The 21,332-nt window shown below is 63.4% G+C and carries 19 protein-coding genes; 3 read left to right on the plus strand and 16 right to left on the minus strand.

What is annotated here, in order from left to right; translation table 11 throughout:
- Positions 1-8: 8 nt before the first annotated feature.
- Positions 9-740: a tyrosine-protein phosphatase gene (locus AB0N72_RS14395; protein ID WP_363931042.1), complete on the plus strand. Its 732-nt coding sequence runs from the start codon at positions 9-11 to the stop codon at positions 738-740.
- Between the two features lie 15 nt (positions 741-755).
- Here the strand turns inward: AB0N72_RS14395 and AB0N72_RS14400 are convergent, their stop codons facing one another.
- The 15 genes from AB0N72_RS14400 to AB0N72_RS14470 form a co-directional block, all read right to left on the minus strand.
- The gene (locus AB0N72_RS14400) at positions 756-1,880 is read right to left on the minus strand and encodes an alpha/beta hydrolase (RefSeq protein WP_363931043.1); all 1,125 of its coding nucleotides are present in this window, start codon (positions 1,878-1,880) and stop codon (positions 756-758) included.
- A 105-nt stretch (positions 1,881-1,985) separates the two neighbouring features.
- The gene (gene pyrE / locus AB0N72_RS14405; protein WP_363931044.1) at positions 1,986-2,570 is read right to left on the minus strand and encodes an orotate phosphoribosyltransferase; all 585 of its coding nucleotides are present in this window, start codon (positions 2,568-2,570) and stop codon (positions 1,986-1,988) included.
- A 10-nt stretch (positions 2,571-2,580) separates the two neighbouring features.
- Positions 2,581-3,579, minus strand: a complete 999-nt coding sequence (locus AB0N72_RS14410) for a LacI family DNA-binding transcriptional regulator (protein WP_363931248.1) — start codon at positions 3,577-3,579, stop codon at positions 2,581-2,583.
- A 90-nt stretch (positions 3,580-3,669) separates the two neighbouring features.
- A complete protein-coding gene (gene mmsB, locus AB0N72_RS14415; protein WP_363931045.1) occupies positions 3,670-4,953 on the minus strand; it encodes a multiple monosaccharide ABC transporter permease in 1,284 nt (427 codons plus the stop codon).
- A 5-nt stretch (positions 4,954-4,958) separates the two neighbouring features.
- A complete protein-coding gene (mmsA, locus tag AB0N72_RS14420; RefSeq protein WP_363931046.1) occupies positions 4,959-6,488 on the minus strand; it encodes a multiple monosaccharide ABC transporter ATP-binding protein in 1,530 nt (509 codons plus the stop codon).
- 126 nt (positions 6,489-6,614) lie between these two features.
- On the minus strand, positions 6,615-7,742 hold the full coding sequence (chvE, locus tag AB0N72_RS14425) for a multiple monosaccharide ABC transporter substrate-binding protein (protein ID WP_363931047.1): 1,128 nt from the start codon (positions 7,740-7,742) through the stop codon (positions 6,615-6,617).
- Positions 7,743-8,056: 314 nt separating this feature from the next.
- On the minus strand, positions 8,057-9,286 hold the full coding sequence (gene manD, locus AB0N72_RS14430) for a D-mannonate dehydratase ManD (protein ID WP_363931048.1): 1,230 nt from the start codon (positions 9,284-9,286) through the stop codon (positions 8,057-8,059).
- A gap of 24 nt (positions 9,287-9,310) precedes the next feature.
- Complete coding sequence (locus tag AB0N72_RS14435; protein WP_363931049.1) at positions 9,311-10,630, minus strand: mannitol dehydrogenase family protein; 1,320 nt, start codon at positions 10,628-10,630, stop codon at positions 9,311-9,313.
- Positions 10,627-12,021, minus strand: a complete 1,395-nt coding sequence (uxaC, locus tag AB0N72_RS14440) for a glucuronate isomerase (RefSeq protein WP_363931050.1) — start codon at positions 12,019-12,021, stop codon at positions 10,627-10,629. Before uxaC ends, AB0N72_RS14435 begins: the two co-directional genes overlap by 4 nt.
- A 3-nt stretch (positions 12,022-12,024) precedes the next feature.
- Complete coding sequence (locus tag AB0N72_RS14445) at positions 12,025-12,957, minus strand: sugar phosphate isomerase/epimerase family protein (protein WP_363931051.1); 933 nt, start codon at positions 12,955-12,957, stop codon at positions 12,025-12,027.
- Positions 12,954-14,150 (minus strand): Gfo/Idh/MocA family oxidoreductase, encoded by a 1,197-nt coding sequence (locus AB0N72_RS14450; protein WP_363931052.1) that lies wholly within the window; start codon positions 14,148-14,150, stop codon positions 12,954-12,956. The genes AB0N72_RS14445 and AB0N72_RS14450 overlap by 4 nt, the downstream gene beginning before the upstream one ends.
- Positions 14,147-14,995, minus strand: coding sequence for a sugar phosphate isomerase/epimerase family protein (locus tag AB0N72_RS14455; protein WP_363931053.1), 849 nt, complete (start codon positions 14,993-14,995; stop codon positions 14,147-14,149). The genes AB0N72_RS14450 and AB0N72_RS14455 overlap by 4 nt, the downstream gene beginning before the upstream one ends.
- Positions 14,996-14,997: 2 nt before the next feature.
- On the minus strand, positions 14,998-15,933 hold the full coding sequence (locus AB0N72_RS14460) for a carbohydrate ABC transporter permease (RefSeq protein ID WP_363931054.1): 936 nt from the start codon (positions 15,931-15,933) through the stop codon (positions 14,998-15,000).
- Positions 15,930-16,862, minus strand: coding sequence for a sugar ABC transporter permease (locus AB0N72_RS14465; RefSeq protein ID WP_363931055.1), 933 nt, complete (start codon positions 16,860-16,862; stop codon positions 15,930-15,932). Before AB0N72_RS14465 ends, AB0N72_RS14460 begins: the two co-directional genes overlap by 4 nt.
- 12 nt (positions 16,863-16,874) lie before the next feature.
- Positions 16,875-18,242 (minus strand): extracellular solute-binding protein, encoded by a 1,368-nt coding sequence (locus tag AB0N72_RS14470; protein WP_363931056.1) that lies wholly within the window; start codon positions 18,240-18,242, stop codon positions 16,875-16,877.
- A gap of 129 nt (positions 18,243-18,371) precedes the next feature.
- Between AB0N72_RS14470 and AB0N72_RS14475 the strand changes: the two genes are divergently transcribed.
- Both AB0N72_RS14475 and nadE read left to right on the plus strand, forming a co-directional pair.
- Positions 18,372-19,385: a LacI family DNA-binding transcriptional regulator gene (locus AB0N72_RS14475; RefSeq protein WP_363931057.1), complete on the plus strand. Its 1,014-nt coding sequence runs from the start codon at positions 18,372-18,374 to the stop codon at positions 19,383-19,385.
- Between the two features lie 113 nt (positions 19,386-19,498).
- Complete coding sequence (gene nadE, locus AB0N72_RS14480; RefSeq protein ID WP_363931058.1) at positions 19,499-20,320, plus strand: ammonia-dependent NAD(+) synthetase; 822 nt, start codon at positions 19,499-19,501, stop codon at positions 20,318-20,320.
- Positions 20,321-20,409: 89 nt separating this feature from the next.
- Here nadE and AB0N72_RS14485 read toward each other — a convergent pair whose 3' ends face one another.
- Positions 20,410-21,126, minus strand: coding sequence for a GntR family transcriptional regulator (locus AB0N72_RS14485; RefSeq protein WP_363931059.1), 717 nt, complete (start codon positions 21,124-21,126; stop codon positions 20,410-20,412).
- Positions 21,127-21,332: the final 206 nt, after the last annotated feature.

A 21,332-nucleotide genomic window follows, 5' to 3' on the forward strand; every position in this document is an offset into this window, starting at 1 on the left:
GAACATCCATGGCTGTCCTCAACCTGCGTCCACTGGCCGGCGGCCGGATACTCAGGGGAAGCCAGCCGTTTGGCCTGGATGCCGCTGCAACGTCGGGTTTCCTGGCGGAACACGGCATCCAGGCCATCGTGGACCTCCGCAGCGACCTCGAGCGGTCGCTGGTTCCGTGGTTGGTTCACAACGATATGGTTCATAGCGGTTCAGCTCACGACGACGGCGGTGGACCTGCGGCGGCAGCCTCGCCCGCCGTCGAACTCATCAACAACCCGCTCGACCCCAACGCCATTGCCGGTTCCCTCCAGGCCGTGGAAACTGGGGAGGATCTTGGCGAGCTATATCTGGGCTGGATCCGGCTTCGCCCCGGCTGGGTGGCCGACGCCCTGCGGCCCGTGGCCCGCGGCAAGCGCACCCTGGTCCACTGTTCGTTGGGCAAAGACCGGACTGGGGTGGTCTCGGCGATCGGACTCCTTGCGGCGGGCGGGACCGAGGACGACGTCGTGGCGGACTACGCGGCAACCACCGCCAACCTTCCGGACGTCCTGAAGATCATGGCCGAAACGTGGCGCCTCAGCGTCCCTTCCACCCCTGCGGAGTATTTCAGCCCGGACCTGATGATCCTGCAGTCCCCCGAGGCCGCCATGCGGCACTTCCTGGCAGGCTTCTCCAAGGAGTTCGGGGACGTCGGCCGCTTCCTGCGCGAGGCGGGCCTTACCGCCGTCGAGGTTGAAGCACTGCGCTGAGATGAGTGGCCCCCGCTAGGCCGGCCGGATGACCTTTCCGTTGGGCTCCAGGTACTCAGGTTCCTCGGGTTCCGGCGGCAGTGGCACCAGCTCATCCTGGACACGCTCGAGCAACGGCCGGTACACGCCGCCATTCCACTGCGGACTCGCGTGGGCGGGCCGGGCGCCATCCGTGCTGAGCGTGGGCAGCGCCATGTTGGCGCCGAAAACCTTGCTCCACCCTGCTCGCGCCGACTCGTAGTCCACCGTTCCGTCCTGCGGGTTGCCCAGGAACGCCATCCGCGTCCCGCCGATCTTGCCCGCGAACCGCAGCCCGTCGAAGTGGTAGATATAGGCCGATTCCGTCTGGATCAGCACGCTCGACGGCGCAATCGGGGAAAGCTGCTCCAGCGTTTGGTCAAGGATCTGACGCCAGGTGCGCTCGTCCTTGTGGACCACGCGCTCCCCCAGTTCGTACCCGCCCCGCAGTACCGACGGAATGCGGAAACCATTCTCGTAAAGGAACACCACGCCGTCGAACCAGCTCTGGTCCAGGACATCCGCGCGGCTGAACGGGCTCGAATCCAGGACAATCACCTGGGTTTCCACTCCGTGGAGTTCCAGCAGGCGCGCAGCGACCTGGGTGGCGAGCATTCCGCCGAAACTGTGGCCGTAGAAGTACAGCTTCTCAAGCTCCAGTTCACGGACGTGGAGGATGATTTCGCGGACGATCTCGTCAACGTCCAGGCCGAGGTTGGAATACCCGACGGCGGCCAGCCGGCCGCGTTGGTGCAGGGCAGGACGCAGTGAGTTGAGTATCCACTGCGCTTCTTCCCAGCTGGTTTTGTACCCGGGGAAGAGGATCCAGCTGGCTTTGGGGAAGTACAGGTCCGAGTACGCGTCCGGGACGCGGAGGATCTTGGTGGCCCGACGTTCAGCCTGGACCCGGCGAGTGAAGAGCATGTCGCCGGCGAGCGCTGCGGAAACCCCGGCGGTGATCAAAAAGTTGCGGCGGGACGTCTTCTTCAGCCGGGCAGCGTAAGGCAGGATCCGGGCCCAGGAGCCCGGATCCCCGGCCTTGTCCGGCTCCGGAACAACCGGCGCCGGAAGGTTTTCAGTCACCTCCGGCGGCGCCGGGAGCTTCCCTACTTGTACGTCCACGCAGCAAGCATAGGCTTCGCGGGCACTCCCTTACATCCCCGCAGTTTGTGTACAGCTAATGCCCTTAAGATGCGCTCTTGAGGGCATTAGCTGTACAAAAACTCCTTAGTCGAGGCCGAGCTCATCCTTGCCGAACGCGAAGAGGTACGGAACGCCGGTTTCGGCTTCGATCTTCTCTTTGGCACCAGTGTTGCGGTCCACGATCACGGCGACGGCTACCACGTTGCCGCCAGCCTTGCGGACGCCCTCGACGGCGGTCAGCGCGGACCCGCCGGTGGTGGACGTATCCTCGAGGACCACCACATTGCGGCCTTCAACCGAGGGGCCTTCCACCTGGCGGCCCATGCCGTAGGACTTCTGGGCCTTGCGGACAACGAAAGCGTCCACGGCGCGGCCTGCCTCGGCGGCAGCGTGCATCACAGCGGTACCCACGGGGTCCGCGCCCATGGTGAGTCCGCCCGCGCACTCAACCGGAACGCCGGCGTCGTCGATCATTGCCAACATGACCTGACCCACCAGCTTGGAGGCCTCGTGGTGCAAGGTGATACGGCGGAGGTCGATGTAGTAGTCCGCTTCCTTGCCGCTGGAGAGGATCACCTTGCCGCGGACCACCGCCAGCTCTTTGATGAGTTCAAGAAGACGGGCACGGGCGGCAGCAGTGTCGACTGCAGGGATACTGGTGGAAGTCATGGCTCCTAGTTTAGTGTGCCCGCCTTTGGTGTGCTGGCGCCGCCGTCGTGGCCCGGATGACCAGGCGCGGATCCACGATCTGGTCCCGTGTTCCGGGCTCCCCTTCCAGCTGGTGCAGGACCTCTTCCATGCATTTGCGGCCAAGTTCTTCGAAGTCCTGCTTGATGGTGGTCAGCGGCGGCATGAAGAACTCCGCCTCTGGCTGGTCGTCATAGCCAACAATGCTGATGTCTGCGGGCACCTGGCAGCCCGCTTCCTGGACGGCGCGCAGGACGCCGACGGCCATTTGGTCATTGGCCACGAAGACTGCGGTGACGGCGTCGTGCTGGAGGAGTTCAAGGCCGGCCCGATACCCGGATGCGGCATCCCAGGCACCTTGGAGCAACACGTTCGCTTCAAGTCCGGCCGCCTCCAACGCTTCCCGCCAGCCCATGATGCGTTCCGCGGCGTCGATCCAGTGCGTTGGCCCCGAGATGTGCGCGATGCTGCGATGCCCCAGCCCGATCAAATGCTCAACGGCGAGGCGGGCACCCAATCGCTGGTTGAGCGAGGCACCGGTGAGCTGGTTTCCAGCACCGGCACCCACGGCCACAATAGGCACGGGAACGGAGACGTCCCGCAGGGCTGCAAGGACATCGGGATGCGGAACCAGGATCACGATCCCGTCCACGGATTGGCTGCTGAAGTGTCCCATGGCGTCGTTGATGCTTTCGCTGGTCACTTCGCGCAGGTTGGCGATGCTGACGAAGTAGCCGGCTTCCCTGCCGGCCTGCTCAACGCCCAGAAGGGTGTTCGCCGGTCCGAACTGGCCCGTTTCGCACGCCAGGACACCAATGGTCCGGGAACGCCGCGTCACCAGGCTCCGCGCCGCTGTATTCCGGCGATAGCCGAGGCGGGCGATCGCCGCTTCCACGCGCTCCCGCGTGTTGTTGCTGACGTTGGGGTGGTTGTTCAGGACGCGGGAGACGGTTTGGTGCGAAACCCCGGCCATCTTCGCGACGTCCCCCATGACCGGGGGCCGGGTTGGCGAGTCGGGTGCGGCCCCGGGCAGTACCCGGGGCCGCACCGTGGGCGGCTGTTCGCCGCGTGGCATCGGATGCTACTTCGCGTCGACGCCCACAGGCTCCGCCTTGGCGGCAGGGGCCGCCTCGGTTGCTGGAGGCGTGGTCTTCCACTTGAAGCGGCGGCCCATGGAGGAACCTCCACCTGCGCCCGTCCGGTTCTTGTTGAAGATGTCGAAACCTACGGCCAGCAGGAGCACCAGGCCCTTGATGAGCTGCTGGTAGTCAGTGCCCAGGCCGAGGATGGACATACCGTTGTTCAGGACACCCATGATCAGGCCACCGATCATGGCTCCTGCCACCGTACCGATACCACCCTGCACCGCTGCGCCACCGATGAAGGCTGCCGCGATGGAGTCCAGCTCAAAGCCGGTGCCACCGGCAGGCTGTGCGGAGTTCAGGCGGGCGGTGAAGACCAAGCCCGCGAGGGCCGCCAGGACGCCCATGTTGACGAAGAGGCGGAACGTGACTTTCTTGGTCTTGATGCCGGAAAGTTCAGCGGCGTGCAGGTTGCCACCGATGGCGTAGGTGTGGCGGCCGAAGATGCTGTTGTTCATCAGGGCCGAATACAGGATCACCAGGACGGCCAGCACGATCAACACAATCGGAGTACCGCGGTAGCTGGCCAGCAGGAAGGTGATGATCAGCATCAGGAGCGCAATGAAGCCGTTCTTGACGGCAAACCATGCCATCGGTTCGTTCTCAAGGTTGAACTTGCGGCGGACCCGGCGTTCTTTCAGCGCCTGGAAGAGGATGGCCGCGGTGCCGCCGACGCCCAGGATGACGGTCAGCCATTCGAGGACGGAGGTGCCACCGGAGATATCAGGGAGGAAGCCGCCACCCAAGGCACGCAGTTCGTTCGGGAACGGGGTGATCTGCTGGTTCTTGAGGGTAATGAGGGTCAAACCGCGGAAGATCAGCATGCCGGCCAGGGTGACGATGAAGGCGGGGATGCCCACGTAGGCGATCCAGTAGCCCTGCCATGCACCCACCAGGGCACCGACCAGGAGGCAGGCCGGGATGGCGAGCCACCAGGCCCAGCCCCAATGCACGATCATCACGCCGGCCACGGCGCCGATGAAGCCCGCGATCGAGCCGACGGAGAGGTCGATGTGGCCGGCGATGATGACCATCACCATGCCGATGGCGAGGATAAGGATGTAGCTGTTCTGGACCACCAGGTTGCTGACGTTCTGGGGTTCAAGCAGGATGCCGTTGGTCAGGACCTGGAAGAGGATGACGATCAGGATCAGGGCGACGAAGATGCCAACCTGGCGGAGGCGGCTTGTGAGGAAGCCAAGGGATTCTCGTAGGGCGGACATGGTGGCTATTCCTTCTCTTGAGTCATGTAGTGCATGAGGGTTTCCTGCGTGGCCTCGGCGATGGGGACTTCGCCGGTGATGCGTCCCGCGGAAAGCGTGTAGATCCTGTCGCAGATGCCCAGGAGTTCCGGGAGTTCGGAGGAGATCACGATGACCGCTTTCCCGGAAGCAGCCAGCTCATTGATGATCGTGTAGATCTCGAACTTGGCACCGACGTCGATCCCGCGCGTGGGTTCATCCAGGATCAGGACATCGGGGTCGGAGAACATCCACTTGCTGAGCACTACTTTTTGCTGGTTTCCGCCGGAAAGCTTGCCGGTAATGGCAGCGACCGAGGGAGCTTTGATGTTCATGCTCTTCCGGTAGTGGTTGGCCACCGTGGTTTCCTGGTTGCCATCCACCCAGCCGCGTTTGGCCAGCTTGGTCAGGGCGGCCATGGAGATGTTCCGCTTGATGTCCTCGATCAGGTTCAGGCCGTAGTGCTTCCGGTCCTCGGTTGCGTAGGCAATACCGTGATCGATCGCATCGGAGACCGTGGAGGTGTTGATCTCCTGGCCGTATTTGTACACCTTGCCGGAGACGGCACGTCCATAGGTGCGGCCGAAGACGCTCATGGCAAGCTCGGTCCTCCCGGCACCCATGAGGCCGGCCAAACCGACTACTTCACCCTTATGGACCTTCAGGTTGGCGTTGCTGACCACGGTCCGTGAGTGGTCCTGCGGGTGCTGGACCGTCCAGTCCTCGATCCGGAGGACTTCTTCGCCGATGTTGGGGGTCCGGTCCGGGTAGAGGCTTTCGAGGTCGCGTCCCACCATGCCGCGGATGATGCGTTCCTGGGTGATCTGCCCTTGGTCCAGGCGAAGCGTCTCGATGGACTTCCCATCGCGGATGATGGTGACGGCGTCGGCCACTTTGCGGATTTCGTTGAGCTTGTGGCTGATGATGATGCTGGTGACGCCCTGCCCCTTGAGGTGCAGGATGAGGTCCAACAGGTGGTCTGAGTCTTCGTCGTTCAGTGCTGCGGTGGGTTCATCCAGGATGAGCAGCTTCACCTCTTTGGAGAGCGCCTTGGCGATCTCCACCAGCTGCTGCTTGCCCACGCTGATGTGCTGGATGGGCGTTACGGGATTCTCGCTGAGGCCGACGCGGGCCAGCAGCTTGGCGGCTTCCAGGTTGGTCTTGCGCCAGTCCACCCAACCGTTCTTGGCGAGCTCGTTGCCGAGGTAGATGTTCTCGGCAATCGACAGGTACGGGCTCAGTGCCAGCTCCTGGTGGATGATCACGATGCCGCGCTTCTCGCTGTCCGTGATGCTCGAAAATTCGCAGGGTTCATTCTCGAAGAGAATGTCGCCGTCAAAGGTATTGTGCGCGTAGACGCCGGACAACACCTTCATGAGGGTGGATTTCCCGGCGCCGTTCTCACCACAAATGGCGTGAACCTCACCTCGGTTGACGTCCAGGGTGACGTCCTGAAGGGCTTTTACACCGGGGAAAGTCTTGGTGATTCCTCGCATTTGAAGAATGGGTACGTTCATCGTCAATTCCTGCTGACTGGTTGAAACTGGGCCGGGCCGAGGACTCGACAGGCGCTGGGGATGCTGTGGCCCCGCCTCACTGCGCACTGCAACACAGGGCGGTGGGGCCACAGCTTGGGGACGTGGTTACTTGACGTCGGAATCCTTGTAGTAGCCCGAGTCGATGAGTTCCTTCTTGTAGTTGTCCTTGGTGATGATGACGGACTTCAGAAGGTAGGCCGGGACAACCTTGACCTTGTTGTTGTAGGTCTTGGTGTCGTTGGTTTCAGGCTCGTTGCCCTTGAGCACGGCGTCTACCATCTTCACGGCCTGGGCGCCGAGCTGGCGGGTGTCCTTGAAGATGGTGGAGTACTGCTCGCCGGCGATGATGGACTTCACGGAGCCCTTTTCGGCATCCTGGCCGGTCACTACGGGAAGCTTGCCGGTGGAGTAGCCGCCCGTGCTGGTCAGTGCGGAAATAATGCCGATGGACAGGCCGTCATACGGTGACAGAACGCCGTCGAGCTTGGTTCCTGAGCTGTAAGCCGAGGTGAGGATATCTTCCATGCGCTTCTGGGCTACGGGTGCCTGCCAGCGAAGGATTGCGGCCTGCTCGAACTTGGTCTGGCCGCTGGGGACCTTCAGGGTGCCCGCGTCCAGGTACGGCTTAAGGGTGTCCATGGCGCCGGTCCAGAAGAAGTTGGCGTTGTTGTCGTCAGGGCTTCCCGCGAACAGTTCCACGTTGAACGGGCCCTTGCCCTCAACCTTCTTGCCGCTTGCATCAACAAGTCCCAAGCCGGTCAACAGCGAGGTGGCCTGCTGGACGCCCACGGTGTAGTTGTCGAAGGTGGTGTAGTAATCCACGTTCGGGGTTCCGTTGATCAGGCGGTCGTACGCGATGACCTTGACGTTCTGTTCCTTGGCCTTGGCCAGGACGTCCGTCAGGGTGGTGCCATCGATGGCAGCGATGATGAGGGCCTTAGCGCCCTTGGTCAGCATGTTTTCGATCTGCGAAACCTGCGTGGGGATGTCATCGTTGGCGAACTGCAGGTCCGTCTTGTAGCCCAGGTCCTTCAGGGACTTCTCAACGTTGGCGCCGTCGGCGATCCAGCGTTCCGACGTCTGCGTCGGCATCGAGATGCCCACCAGTGAGTCGGCCGGCTTGGCAGCGCTGCTGGAAGACTCCGCCCCGCCTCCACGGCTTCCGCAGCCTGTGGCTCCGACGGTTAAGGTAAGGACAACCGCTACGGCGCCCAGGAGTTTTTTCAATCTCACGATGCTCTCCTTCCGCGGCAGCAATGCCGCGAACTCTGATGCAGCCGGAGCATCTGCGCGTCCGGCACGGTGAAGCTGGGTGGTGGCCTGCGTGCTGGGGGCTGCACAAGCCAGTAAAAACGTATTGCGAATGCCATTGTGAACGCTAACAACACGGGCGGTCAAGTGCTGCGGATCACAAAATGATTGCAGCTCATTAGCCCGGCCCCAGCACTTGATTTACAACGTTGTTAGCGTTCACAATACCCCTCCCCACTGTCCGGACGCAGAAAAGCCCGGCACCGCCGTCGTGGCAGTGCCGGGCTTCCGGAAGATCACCAGTCGTGGACCGTGCCGTCCACGAGCCGGTTGTACGGCAGGTACGCCTGCTGGTAGGGGAAGGCGGCAGCGGCTTCTTCGTTGAATTCGACGCCGATGCCCGGCTCGTCGCCCGGGTGCAGGTAACCGTCCGTGAAGGTCATGGACTGCTGGAAGACCTCGTTGGTCTTGTCCGAGTGCTGCATGTACTCCTGGATTCCGTAGTTGTGGATGGCCAGGCCAACGTGCAACTGCGCTGCGAAGCCCACCGGGGAAATGTCCGTGGGTCCGTGGAAGCCGGACTTGATCTGGTACTGAGCCGCGAAATCCATGACTTTCTTGAGCGGGGAAATACCGCCGAAGTGCGTGGATGCTGCACGGACGTAGTCGATCAACTGTTCCTTGATGAGGGTCTGGAAGTCGAACACCGTGTTGAAGATTTCGCCGATCGCCAGCGGGGTGGTGGTGTGCTGGCGGACCACGCGCAGGCCCTCCTGGTTCTCGGCAGGCGTGCAGTCTTCAAGCCAGAAGAGGTCATACGGTTCCAGGGCCTTGCCGAGCTTGGCCGCCTGGATGGGAGTCATGCGGTGGTGGCCATCGTGCAGCAACGGGATTTCGGGGCCGAATTCGTTGCGCACGGCTTCGAACACGGTGGGCAGGTGGCGAAGGTACGCCCGGGTATCCCAGTCCTCCTCGAGCGGGAAAGTGCCGCGGCCCGCGGGCTCGTAGTCGTACCGCTCCCCCGAGGCCTGCGCCTGCGCGGCCACACCGTAAACAGCCTTGATGCCCGGGATGGCGGTCTGGATCCGGATGGACTTGTAGCCCAGCTCCAGGTGCTCACGGACAGAGTCAAACAGGGACGGAATGTCCGAACCCGAAGCGTGGCCGTAGGCGCGCAACCCGTTCCGGGAAGCGCCACCCAGCAACTGGTAGACGGGCAGCCCCGCCACCTTGCCCTTGATGTCCCACAACGCCATGTCGACGGCGGCAATCGCCGCCATGGTCACCGGCCCACGGCGCCAGTACGAGCTGCGGTAAAGGAACTGCCAGGTGTCCTCGATCCTGTGCGGGTCCTTGCCGATCAGCAGCTGCGCCACATGCTCCTTGAGGTAGGCGGCGACGGCGAGTTCCCGGCCGTTGAGCGTCGCGTCACCGATACCCGTCACACCATCCTCGGTGGTGATGCGCAGGGTAACGAAGTTGCGGGACGGGCTGGTCACAAAGACATCAGCGGCAATGATTTTCATGGTGTGGCTTTTCCTTCCAAGGGTCTATGCATGGGTGCGGGGGGTGGCGATGGCGTCCTGCTGCTGGTGAACAAGGGAAACCACGGCACTGTCCTCGGCCAGCCCGGGGCTGAGGAGGGCCAACAGCGCAGCGGTGCGGTGTTCGCCGTCGAGCGTTCTTGCGGTTCCGATGTCCCCGGCCAGGGGGTCCTGGTAGTCCTCCGTCGCGGAAACGTAGGCGATCCAGGCGGCGATCATGCGGGCAGCGCCGGCTCCGGAGCGGCCCTGGGCGTGCTCGGCGGCAAGCACAGGCAAGGCGCGCATGCGCAATTTGGTGGTCCCGTCCATGGCGATCTGGGTCAAGTGGTGCGCTATCCGCGAATTGCCGAACCGTTCCAGCAAGGCCTGCCGGTATCCCGGAACATCGAGTCCTTCGCCGGGCAGGTGGCGGGAGGCCTCGTCCCAAAAATCCTCTACGGCAGCCCTGCAGACGTCGTCGGACAGCGCTTCGGCCACGGTCGCGTGTCCTCGGACCAAGCCGGCGTAGGCAAGGATGGAGTGCGCTCCGTTGAGAAGCCACAGCTTGCGGTTCTCGTAGGGCTCGATGTCGTCCACGAAAACGGCTCCGGCATCCTCCCAACGGGGACGCCCGGCAGGAAAGTCGCCGCTCAGGATCCAGTTGTGGAAGGGTTCGGCTACTACGACGGCTTCGTCCCGGTAGCCGCACTGTTCGGCCACTTCCACGAGATCCTCCGGGGTGGTCCGTGGCGTGATCCGGTCCACGGAGGTACCCACGAAACTCACGTTCTCGCGGATCCATCGAGCCAGTTCGGGGTCCACGGCATCCGCCCGGGCCTCCAGCGCCTTCCGGGCAACCGTGCCATTCTCCGCAAGGTTGTCACAACTGACGACGGCGATCGGCCCGGCGTCTGCATCCTTGCGGGCTGCGAGCGCCGTGGCCAGGCGTGCCAGGGGCGTTTCGTCGCCGTCGGCCGCGTAGGCAGCTTCGGTGATGGTCAGCGTGACCACCGCAGTGGTGGGGGCGGCCACGAGTTCCGCCAAGCGCTGGACGTCGGCGCCGTCCACGGCTTCGGCAATGCTGCCGATGACCTCGAAAGTGTCGCCCGCACCGGATCGCTCCACCAGCGTGAACACGCCGTCCTGCTCCGCCAGGATGTCCGCCGCCCGTGGCCGGCGCCCGGTGAATGCGGCAATGCCCCACTCGGCCGCGTCACCGGCATGGTGGGTGTACCAGGCCTGGTGCGAGCGGTGGAATGCCCCCAAGCCAAGGTGCACGATGCGGATGGGCGGCGTGGGCCGGGATTCATCGCGGCGCAACCGCGGGAGCGTCTGGTCGCCACTCACAGTTTGAAGACCCTTCGGGGGGAAGAATCGACGACGTCGACAATCAGCTCGTGCGCGCGGTCCTCGCTGATGCGGTGCTCGGCAACAAGCCTGGCGAGGAACGAAGCTTCAATCCTGCGGGAGGCATCGTGCCGTGCCGGAATGGAGCAGAAGGCCCGCGTGTCATCGATGAACCCGGAAGAACGGGAGAAACCGGCTGTTTCCGTAACGGCCGAACGGAACCGGAGCATGGCGTCCGGGGCATCAAGGAACCACCACGGGGCGCCGATATAGACCGAGGGGTAGAAACCGGCCAGTGGAGCGAGTTCGCGGGAGAAGACGGTCTCATCCAGGGTGAAGAGCACCAGGTGGAAGTCCTTGGCGGTACCGAAGTCCTGCAACAACGGCCGGACGGCCTCGGTGTAGTTGGTGGCCACGGGAATGTCATGGCCGGTGTCCGCCCCGAAGGCTTCGAAGGTGGGCTGGTGGTGGTTCCGGAAGGAGCCCGGGTGGATGGTCATCACCAGGCCGTCTTCCACGGACATCCTGGCCATCTGGTACATCATGTGGGCTTCGAAGATGTCACGGTCCTGGGCGTTGGCTTCTCCGGAGCGGGCCTTGTTGAACAGGGCCTCGGCTTCGGCAGCATCCAGTTTGAGCGTGGCCGGAGTGCGGACACCGTGGTCTGCCGATACTGCACCGTGGTCCACGAAGTACCGGCGGCGATTCTCCAGGGCGGTGAGGTACCCGCGGTAGCCCGTGCCGCCGTCGGACGCTTCTGCGATGAGCCGTTCCACGTTTGCCGGCCACGCCGGGTTTGCGATGTTGATGTAAGCATCCGGGCGGAACGTTGGCAGGACGCGGCCGTGGAACGACGGGTCAGCGGCGAGCGCACGGTGGCTGTCCAGGCTGTCCAAGGGATCGTCCGTAGTGGCAAGGACCTCTATGTTGAAGTCCTTGAAGAGCTCACGGGGGCGGAATCCCGGCTCCGCGAGCTTGGCTGAAATGGCATCGAAGCTTGCGTCCGCCGTTTCTGCGGACAGTTCACCCTGCCACCCGAACACCGACTCGAACTGCGTCCGCAGCCAGTAGCCCGAAGCGGTGCCGTCAAAGAGGGGCCAGGCCTCGCAGAAGGACTGCCAGATACTCCGTGCCCCCGCCTGGGGCTGGAGCTGGTCGAGCGGAACACCCGAGGCGTGGATCAGCCGGGTGACGTAGTGGTCGGGAGTGACCAGCAACGCCGCAGGATCCGGGAAGGGCGTGTTCTGCTCGATCACAGCGGCATCCACATGGCCGTGCGGGGAGATGATGGGCAGGTCCTGGACCCGCTCCAACAAGGAGCGTGCGATGCTGCGCGTCCCCGGATCCGCTGGGAGCAGGCGGTCGGGATGGGTGGCGAGGGACTGGGACATGAGTCAGCCTTTCGGGACGGAACCGGCGGAGAGATCGGCACCGGCGGGAACTGACAGCCCGGCCAGCTCTGCCGCCCGGCGCAAGTACTGGAGGTTTCCTGCGGTGCGCTGGGCAAGTGGAACGTCTGTGGAGAAGTCCTCCACCGTCACCCAATCGTCGTAGCCCACGGCGGCCAGGGCTTTGAAGTACGCCAGGACGCTCCCCTGCCCTTCCGCGAGCGGGGCCCACTCGTTCACCCACACCGCGGCCCCGGATTCGTCCCTCTCATCGGTACGGACCCAGCGGGCGTTCTTCACGTGGACGTGGGCCAGGTACGGCCCCAGCAGTTCAAGGGCCGGAAGCGGCGATTCCCAGCCCTCGATCAGCAGGTTGCCGAGGTCGTGGATGACCCCGACATGCCGGGGATCCAGGCCCTCCAGGAGGCGGCGGGCGGACGAGGCGGACGCCGTCACCGTCCCATGGTGCAATTCCACCAGAGCCTTCACTCCGTGGTGGGCGGCGCGGCCGGCAACCCACTCGTAGTGTTCACGGGTAGCGGCAAACAGCTCAGGATAGGGCAGGCCGCTCGGCTCGCCACCTCCCATGCTGGAGTTGCCCAGCGGCAGGACGTTGACCCTGACCTGCCGTGCGCCCAAAGCAGCCGTGGCGGCGAGAACGCGCTCGACGTCGTCGTGGTTGTCGCAGCGGGCGTAACCGCCGAGGCCGGAGTACTCCAGTCCCGCTTCGGAGGTGACTCTGGCGATCTCCGGCAGTGAGTCCTCCAGACCGGTCATGGGCCAGGTGGCTTTGTTCCCTGCCCAGAACCCGGGTTCGGGCGAATCGGCCTGGTCCGTGACGCGCCATTCGATGCCGTGCCAACCTTGTGCCGCCAGTTCAGTGGCGGCTTCCTGCGGAGTCCATTCCGGCGCCGAGGCCGTGAAAACCGAGAATTTCATGCGGTGACCTCCTCGAAGTGGCCGTTGCCGGTGCGCACTTCAACGTCGTTGTACTTCCCTGCAACCACATCGGCTATGAGCACAGGGCGGCCCAATGTTGCCGAAACGTAGAGTGCCCGCACCGTGGCCAGTGCCTTGACGGCGTCCTCGATGGTGACGCCTGCAGGCCTGCCGTTCCGGATGGCCTCCACGACGTCCCGGTATTGGCGGATGTGGCCGGCGGGATACAGGGTGGGATCAAGGTTGGATTGCGGGGCAGGTTCAGCGAACCTGGCCAGCTCCGCCTCGGCTTGGTTGCTGGCGCCTGGCATCCCCATGGGCCCGCTCTGCGTCTCTTCTTCAGAGGCTGCGGCGTGGAAAAACTGGAGGTTGTCACTATCGATGACGGCTGATCCCATGCTGCCCATGACTTGAAGCCTGACACTGAGTCCGGGATAGGCGGCCGTGGTGGCGTGGAGTACTGCGAGGGCGCCGGATTCGAACGTCACGGTGGCCACTGCGGTGTCCTCCACTTCAACGCCGGTGTGTGCCAGAAGGGCCGTCTTGGCGCTGATTTCCACCGGGGTGCCCAGGAACCATAGGAGCAGATCCACGGTGTGGACGCCTTGGTTCATCACCGCCCCGCCGCCGTCCATGGCCCAGGTGCCCCGCCAGGCGCCGGAGTCGTAATAGCCCTGGCTGCGGTACCAGCTCACGGAGGCGATGGCCGACGTCAGCTTGCCGAAGCGCCCGGCCCGGCGGGCCTGGTCCACCACGATGCTCGCAGGATCGAAGCGGTGCTGGCTGATGACGCTGGCCACCAGCCCCTTCTCTTCAGCTGCTTTCGCGGCGGCGAGGATGTCGTCCGCGCGGTTGAGGTTCACGTCCAGCGGCTTTTCGATCACCACGTGCTTGCCGGCGTCGAGCACCTCCAACGCCTGCTCGATGTGCAGTCCGCTGGGGGTGGCGATGATGACGAGGTCGACGTCGGCACCTGCGAACGCTTCGCCCAGGCTCTTGAAGGTGGCCGGCCGCGCAGCACCCTGGTCTTCGATGTGCTGGGCCAGGGCGTCCGCGGCCTCCGCGATTTCGTCCACCAAGGCAGTGACCTGCAGGTCAGCGATTTCGGCAACTGATGCCGCGTGGGTGCGCCCAATAGTGCCGCAACCGGCAATGGCGACGTTGATGATGGGACGGGATGTTTCGGTGCTCACTTGGTTTCCACTCCTGCTTCGTTGACGACTTTGGCAAAAGCACGGGCTGCCATCCCGAAAGCGGTCGGCCCCGAGAAGCCACCCAGGCCGTGGGCTCCTGCCAGATGCGGTTCAAGGCTTGCGAATCCTTCGAACCCGTCGGCTTTCAGCGCCTCTACCGTGCGGAGGAGGTCGCCGTCGCCCTCGCCGGCAGGAACCACGACACCGTCGGCGAACCGCGCGTCCTTGACCTGCAGGTATTCGAGGTGGGGACGGAGTTTGGCGTACCCCTCGTCGAAGGGCTTGACGCCCACCTGGACGAAGTTGGCCGGGTCCCAGGCGACTTTCAAAGCCGGCGAATCCACCGACTCGATGATGTCGAGCACGCGATCGGGAGTGTCCCCGAAAATGTCCTTCTCGTTCTCGTGCAGGAGCACCACGCCGGACTGTTCAGCGACGTCGGCCAGAGCCCGCATCCGCTCGATGACGTCGTCCCGGATGCTCTCCACGGCCACATCATCGCCATAGTAGAAGGAGAAAATCCGAATGTAGCGCGATCCCAGGACCTGGGCTGCGTTGGCGGCCCGGCGGAGGCGCTCAACCTCGTGTTCCACCGGCAGCGTGACGTCCACTTTGCCGATGGGCGAAGCGATGGCGGAAACACCCGTGCCTGCGCCGTCCAGGAGCTTCTTGAGCTCTGCCAACTGCTCAGGGGTGAGGTCCACGATGTTGGTTCCCCAGGCGCTGCGGACCTCGATGTGGTTCGCACCCAGGGCCTGGAGCACCGCGATCTGCAGGACCGGGTCGTCGTCGATCTCGTCGCCGAAGCCCGAAAGCGTCCACTGCACTGTTTCTGGACCGGTCATTGCTACTTAACTCCTCCGGCGGTGAGTCCGCCCACTAGGTAACGTTGGAAAATCAGGTAGAGAATCACGACGGGTGCCGCACAAACCAGAGACGCCGCCATCATTTGGCCGTACAGGGGAATGGCTCCACCCTCCTGCGAAGCTCCGAAGATCTGAAGGGCTACGGCAGCCGTCTGGCTTTCAGGCCGGGTCATCACCGAGGCAAAGAGGACATCGTTCCAGCCCAGCAGGAAAGCGAAGATTCCAGAGACCACAATTCCGGGCCAGCTGAGCGGGAGGATGATCCGGACCAGGACGCCCAGGTTGCTGGCGCCGTCGATCCTTGCAGCCTCTTCCAGTTCGCGGGGAAGGCCACGCAGATAGGTGACCATCACCCAGGTGGAGAAGGGCATCGCGAACGTCAGGTACGTGACGAAGAGTCCCCACTGCGTGCCGATCACCTGCACGCCCAGGTAGCTGGCGGCCGAGGAGAAGAGCACAAAAACCGGAAGGACCATCAGTGTTCCCGGCACGGACTGCAACGCCAACAGGCCCCGGAGAATAGTGAGCCGGCCGCGGAACTGGTAGCGGACCAGGACGTAGGCGATGGATACGGACATCGCGGCGGAAACCACCGCTGTTGCGCCTGCCACCAGGACACTGTTGCCGAGGCCCTTCGCCAGGCCAACGCTTGACCAGATCTTGGTGTAGTTCTCCAGCGAGAATGTGGATGGCCAGAATTCTCCGTTGGCCACCCCAATGTCGGAGTTCACCGAGGCCATGAAGATGTACGCAACGGGTATCAGCACGATTGCACTGAGCACCGTGAGGATGATCGCCAGCATCGGGCCAGGCAACAGGCGGGTTACTTCGTGCTGCCTCTTCGAACCTGGCCTGAAGGTCGTTCCTGCCGAACCCCCGCGGGCCGTGCCGCGGACAGAGGTGGTTGGCGCACTCACTTCTTGCCTCCCGGAGTTTCAGCGTCGTCCAACTTGACGGCGCGCAGGTAAATGAACAGCGGAATGGCGATCAACACCAAGGAAACAAACGCCATGGCCGCACTGAGGCCGAACCGGAAGCTCTGGAAGCTGGTGACGTAGGTCAGGATCGGAAGAACTTCGACGTCGGACGGTGCCGGCACGCCGAACAGCACGAACGGGAGGGTGAAGTTGTTGATGTGGTGCAGCATGCCGATCAGGAAAGCCAGGGCCAGCGGACCCTTGAGGTACGGGAAGATGACATACCGCAGCTTGTTCCACCACAACGCGCCGTCCAGGGCCGAGGCCTCGTGGACTTCGTGGTCCACGGACTGCAGGCCGGAAAGGGCCAGCAGGTAGATGAACGGCCAGGAAGCCCAGATCTGGACCAGGATCAGCGTCCAATACGTTTGGGGTCCGTTCAACCACAAACCGCCATCGACGCCGAACACACCCAGGGCCGAGTCGACCACCCCGTCCGGCTGGAACATGGTCCGCCACACAGTGGCCACCACAAAGGACGGCAGCACGTACGGGATCAGGAAGACCGAGCGGATGAGTGCGCGGCCCTTGAAAGCGTTCTGCGTGGCAACCGCAGCGGCAATGCCCAAGGGCAAAGTGACCAGCATGGCAATAAGCGAATAACTGACGCTCAGCCACACCGAATGGAGCAGTGGCGAATCGGTCAAGGCCTCCACAAAGTTCTCGACACCGATGAACGGTGCACTGACCCACTTGCGCAGCGAGTACTGGTCGAGATTGAGCGTCGACATGTAGATGCCCAGGAACAGCGGGACCACAATGATGATGAACATCAGGACGCCGCCGGGGATCAACATCCACAGTGGACGGTTCCGCTCGCTCAGGCCCTTGCGGCGGAGGGGTTTTTCCCTGAAGGAATCAGTGGACATGGGAGACCCTGCCTAGGACTTCGCAGCCCGGTCGAGGGAAGCCTGGCCCTTGGACTGTGCGTCCTTCAGCCGCGATTCCAAGGCGTTCTCGTCAACGGTTCCCTTGGCCAGGTCCGGGATGGACTGGACGGTCACGTTCAGCAGGCCCAACTGGATATCGCCCCAGGCGCCGGTGAAGGGAGTTGCCTTCGACTTGCCGGCAGCATCGGCGATCGGCTTCAGCTTCGGATCGGTCAGGGAGGCGAGCGCCTCGGCGTTTGCAGGGAGCTCACCGAAGATCTTCTGGTAGTTCAGTTGCTCATCCTTGGAAGTGATCAGCTCGACGTAGGCGAACGCCAGGTCCTTCTGCTGGGAGTAGTCCGCGACCACTACGTTGTCGCCGGAGAGGATGCTGGCGGCCTTGTCGCCGTCGCCCTTGGGGGAAGATTCGCCCGGAGCAGTGGTGGGCATCAGGGCGTATTCGTACTTGCCCGCGATGGCCGACTTGTCCAGGGTCGGGATGGAGCTGGACGTGGTCATCATCAGGTATCCGGCCTTGCCGGACGCGAAGGCCGCTACCGCGTTGCTGTTGCTCCAGCCGATCGCTGCCGGGTCCACTACCTTGTCCTTGGTGAGCCAGCCGAAGTAGGTTTCGTAGGCCTTCTGGACCGTGGGGTCGTCCATCTTCAGCTTGTCGCCGTCAACCAGCGGGTTGCCTGCCTGCACGGACATGGCCCAGATGAACTTCCAGGGATCGAAGTTGTCCTTGTAGCCAGTGGCGAGGCCGTAGGTTCCGGTGCCGGCGTTGGTCATCTTCTTGGCTTGTTCGGCGAGCTCATCCCAGGTGGTGGCGGGCTTATCGATGCCCGCGGCTGCCAGGATGTCCTTGTTGTAGGCCATGACGAACGGGCGGCTGACAAACGGGATGCCCGCCTGGTGCTCGGCGTCGGGGCCGGAGATGCCCAGCGCGGCCGGGTTGAAGCGGTCCTTCCCGCCTACCTTCTTCCAGTCGTCATCCGAAAGTGTCACGAAGGCTTTGGTGGCGTAGGCGGTGGGCGTGAAGGTGGTGCCAAGGGTATATACGTCCGGGCCCTGGCCGGAAACAACGGAGGTTTGGATACGGGTCAGTTCATCGTTGGCTGATGCGAAGGTCTCGAACTTCACGTCCGCGCCGGTCTTTGCCTTGAACTTGGCGGCGATGTCGCTCTGCCACTTCTTCTGCTCTTCCGGGTACTGGTTGTTGACGCCGGTCAGAACATTCAGTGTCTTGCCCGCCCCGTCGACGGCGCCCCCGGAGCTGCTGCCCGATGTGCCGCTGTTGCCGCTCCCCCCGCATGCTGTCAGAGCCAGTGCTGCAGTCAAAGCGACGGCGGCAAGTTTGGCAGATGGTGCAAACCTCATTGTTTCCTCCTTGGTTACACAGCCCGGTAGTGGTCTACGTCACAGGGGCTTTCGGCAACGAGTCTACGAGTCCGGCAATTGTGCGGCAAGCGGTTGCCAAAAGTTGCCATGAGATGGTCCAATCTTTTTATGGCTGAGACAAACGGGCGGGGATCCGCACCAACAATCCGGGATGTTGCCGCGTTGGCGGGAGTGGCCACGTCCACTGTCTCCAGGGCTCTTTCCAACCCGGACCGCGTGAACAGGGCAACCCGTGAACGCATCGAGAAAGTGGCCGCCGAGCTCAATTACGTCCCGAGTTCGCAGGCCCGCAGCCTTAGCTCCGGCCGGACCAATGCCATCGCACTCCTGGTCCCCGACGTCACCAACCCGTTCTACTTCGACATCATCCGGGGCACCCAGAACCAACTGAAGGCGGCCGGATACACCCAGCTGCTGGTGGACACCGAAGAGTCAGCCGAGATGGAAGCCGATGCCCTGCAGAAGATGCAGCGGACCGCCGACGGGTTCATCCTTGCCGCGTCCCGCCTCACTGACGCCCAGATTCTTGAAGCAGCAAGCTCGCAGGCGATCGTCACCATCAACCGCTCCTCTGCCAACGCACCCACGGTAGTCATCGACACCCCAGGCGCGGTTGTCCAGGCACTGGAACATCTGACCTCGCTGGGCCACTCCAAAATCTGTTACGTGGGCGGGCCGGCGTCTTCGTGGTCGAACGCCAAACGCTGGAAGACCTTCGAGGAAGAAAGCCGGGACCGTGGACTCACCACCTCCCGGGTAGGCCCCTTCACCCCCAAAACAACCTCCGGCGCCGCGGCCGCCGACGCAGCGGCCCGCACCGGAGCAACGGCCTGCATCGTCTTCAACGACCTCCTGGCGATCGGCATGTTGCAGCGCCTCAGGGAACGTGGCATCCGCGTCCCCGATGACATGAGCATTGTGGGCTGCGACGACATTTTCGGCGCCGACTTCTGCAACCCGCCCCTGACCACCATGGCTTCCCCGATTGAACAGGCCGGGCGTGTGGCGGTTTCCATGCTCCTGGCACAACTCGATCCCCTGCACGCAGGTTCCAGCCGGCGCCTCGCCGTCATGCCAACGCACCTCACCGTACGCGGCTCAACCGGCCCGGCACCCAACTAGGTCGCAGATCAGGCCGCTCCCAGCGCTCAGAACGACGCGAAGTGCGACTCAGTTGGGACTCCGCCGCGCAATATGGTTGAGCGTTCGTGACGCGGCTGACTACTGTGGAACACATGCGCGAACTCCAAGCCAAGATCATTGACGAAATGGGCGTCCAGCCCCGGATCGATCCTGCGGAGGAGATCCGCAAGCGGGTTGCCTTCCTGAAGGATTACTTGAAAGCGACAGGGACCAAAGGCTTCGTGCTGGGCATTTCCGGCGGCCTCGACTCCACTCTCGCGGGCCGCTTGGCCCAGTTGGCGGTTGAGGAACTGGAAGCCGACGGCGTGGAAGCGAACTTCGTGGCGGTCCGCCTCCCCTACGGCGTCCAGCACGATGAAGAGGACGCCCAGGCGGCCTTGGACTTCATCCGCGCCAAGACCGAGTGGACCTTCAACATCTCCCGCGCCGTTGACGGCTTCGAGGACGAGTTCCTCAAGACCACGGGCGCAGAAATTTCAGACTTCCACAAGGGCAACACCAAGGCTCGCGCCCGCATGATCGCGCAGTACGCCCTGGCCGGCGAACACAACTACCTGGTCATCGGCACGGACCACGGCGCCGAGTCCGTCACCGGCTTCTTCACGAAATACGGCGACGGCGGTGCGGACATCCTGCCGCTGTTCGGCTTGGACAAGCGCCAAAACCGGCAAGTCCTGGCAGAGCTGGGCGCCCCCGAGCGCCTGTGGAAGAAGGTTCCCACGGCCGACCTCCTGGACGACAAGCCCGGCCGTACCGACGAAGACGAACTCGGCATCACCTACGACCAGATCGACGACTACCTTGAGGGCCGCGAAGTCCCCGAGTCCGTGGCAGAGTCCATCGAACAGAAGTTCCTGCGCACACGCCACAAGCGCACGGTCCCGGTCACGATCTTTGATACCTGGTGGAAGTAGCACCCCCTCCTCAAACCAACGCGGGGTCACTTATGGCCCATATTCAGGTGAAACATGGGCCATAAGTGACCCCGCGTTGCTTTTAACGGCTAGGCGAGGAATCCGCGAAGCAGTGAAGCCGTGCCTTCCAGGTGTTGCACCGTGGCCCTTTCGGCAGCAGGCGCGTCGCCTCGAAGAATAGCGTCGGCGATCTCCGTGTGCTGCTCATTCGCGTGCTCGAGGTTGGTCCCCAACAACGGAATCCGGTCCAGCAAGTCATTAAGCCTGGCCCGGGTTTCCGCCACGGCCGACACAAGGCTCGCCGAACCGCACATCTCGGCGATGGCAATGTGGAATCGCGAGTCGCGGGGACGATAGCTGGCTGCCGGTGACGCACAGACTTCGGATAAGCAAAGCTGCAAGTGCCGCCGTGCTGCGGCAGACAGATCAGCTTTGGCCGCCAACCCCGCCGCGGCCGGTTCAATGATTGAGCGGAAAAGCAGGACGTCTTCAACTTCGGCCGGGTCCAGCGGCCCGTGGTCCGGTTTCCGCTGCACCGTTTCAGTAGAGACGTACGTACCGCCGTACCTGCCCCGCTGTACTTCCAGATAGCCGGCGCTCTGCAATTCACCCAAGGCGTCACGCAGCGTAGCCCGGGAGACCCCAAGTTGCTCGGCCAGTTCACGCTCCGGCGGAAGTTTTTCGGCCGGGGCAAAGATGCCCAGCTTGATGGTTTGCAGGATGTGTTCGATGGTCTCTTCGAACGCGTTGCCGCCCCTGACAGGGCGCAGCATAGAGAAGGACGGGCCAAAGGCTGGGTCCGGCACGGCAGCTCCTTTCACAGGAAGCGCATCACCCCAAGGAGACGCTGCTGCCTTCATGCTACCCATGCCTCCAGGCAAAGGTTGTGAAAGAAACCTTTAGCGCGACTCGCGCAGACTTAAGCAGCACTATTTCCAGGGAAGTCTTGACGTGCGCCATGTCACAGTCCAAACTGTGAAGCACGCAATGGACTAAAAACAGTCCTTTAGGA

It is taken from the genome of Paenarthrobacter sp. NPDC089307 (genome assembly GCF_040685055.1).
Lineage (GTDB): Bacteria > Actinomycetota > Actinomycetes > Actinomycetales > Micrococcaceae > Arthrobacter.

Excerpts from the sequence above, each read along its gene's own strand:
- AB0N72_RS14395 (WP_363931042.1), top strand. The coding sequence starts at position 9 with ATGGCTGTCCTCAACCTGCGTCCACTGGCCGGCGGCCGGATACTCAGG.
- pyrE (WP_363931044.1), bottom strand. The coding sequence starts at position 2,570 with ATGACTTCCACCAGTATCCCTGCAGTCGACACTGCTGCCGCCCGTGCC.
- AB0N72_RS14410 (WP_363931248.1), bottom strand. The coding sequence starts at position 3,579 with ATGGGGGACGTCGCGAAGATGGCCGGGGTTTCGCACCAAACCGTCTCC.
- mmsB (WP_363931045.1), bottom strand. The coding sequence starts at position 4,953 with ATGTCCGCCCTACGAGAATCCCTTGGCTTCCTCACAAGCCGCCTCCGC.
- mmsA (WP_363931046.1), bottom strand. The coding sequence starts at position 6,488 with ATGAACGTACCCATTCTTCAAATGCGAGGAATCACCAAGACTTTCCCC.
- manD (WP_363931048.1), bottom strand. The coding sequence starts at position 9,286 with ATGAAAATCATTGCCGCTGATGTCTTTGTGACCAGCCCGTCCCGCAAC.
- uxaC (WP_363931050.1), bottom strand. The coding sequence starts at position 12,021 with ATGTCCCAGTCCCTCGCCACCCATCCCGACCGCCTGCTCCCAGCGGAT.
- AB0N72_RS14445 (WP_363931051.1), bottom strand. The coding sequence starts at position 12,957 with ATGAAATTCTCGGTTTTCACGGCCTCGGCGCCGGAATGGACTCCGCAG.
- AB0N72_RS14455 (WP_363931053.1), bottom strand. The coding sequence starts at position 14,995 with ATGACCGGTCCAGAAACAGTGCAGTGGACGCTTTCGGGCTTCGGCGAC.
- AB0N72_RS14465 (WP_363931055.1), bottom strand. The coding sequence starts at position 16,862 with ATGTCCACTGATTCCTTCAGGGAAAAACCCCTCCGCCGCAAGGGCCTG.
- AB0N72_RS14470 (WP_363931056.1), bottom strand. The coding sequence starts at position 18,242 with ATGAGGTTTGCACCATCTGCCAAACTTGCCGCCGTCGCTTTGACTGCA.
- AB0N72_RS14475 (WP_363931057.1), top strand. The coding sequence starts at position 18,372 with ATGGCTGAGACAAACGGGCGGGGATCCGCACCAACAATCCGGGATGTT.
- nadE (WP_363931058.1), top strand. The coding sequence starts at position 19,499 with ATGCGCGAACTCCAAGCCAAGATCATTGACGAAATGGGCGTCCAGCCC.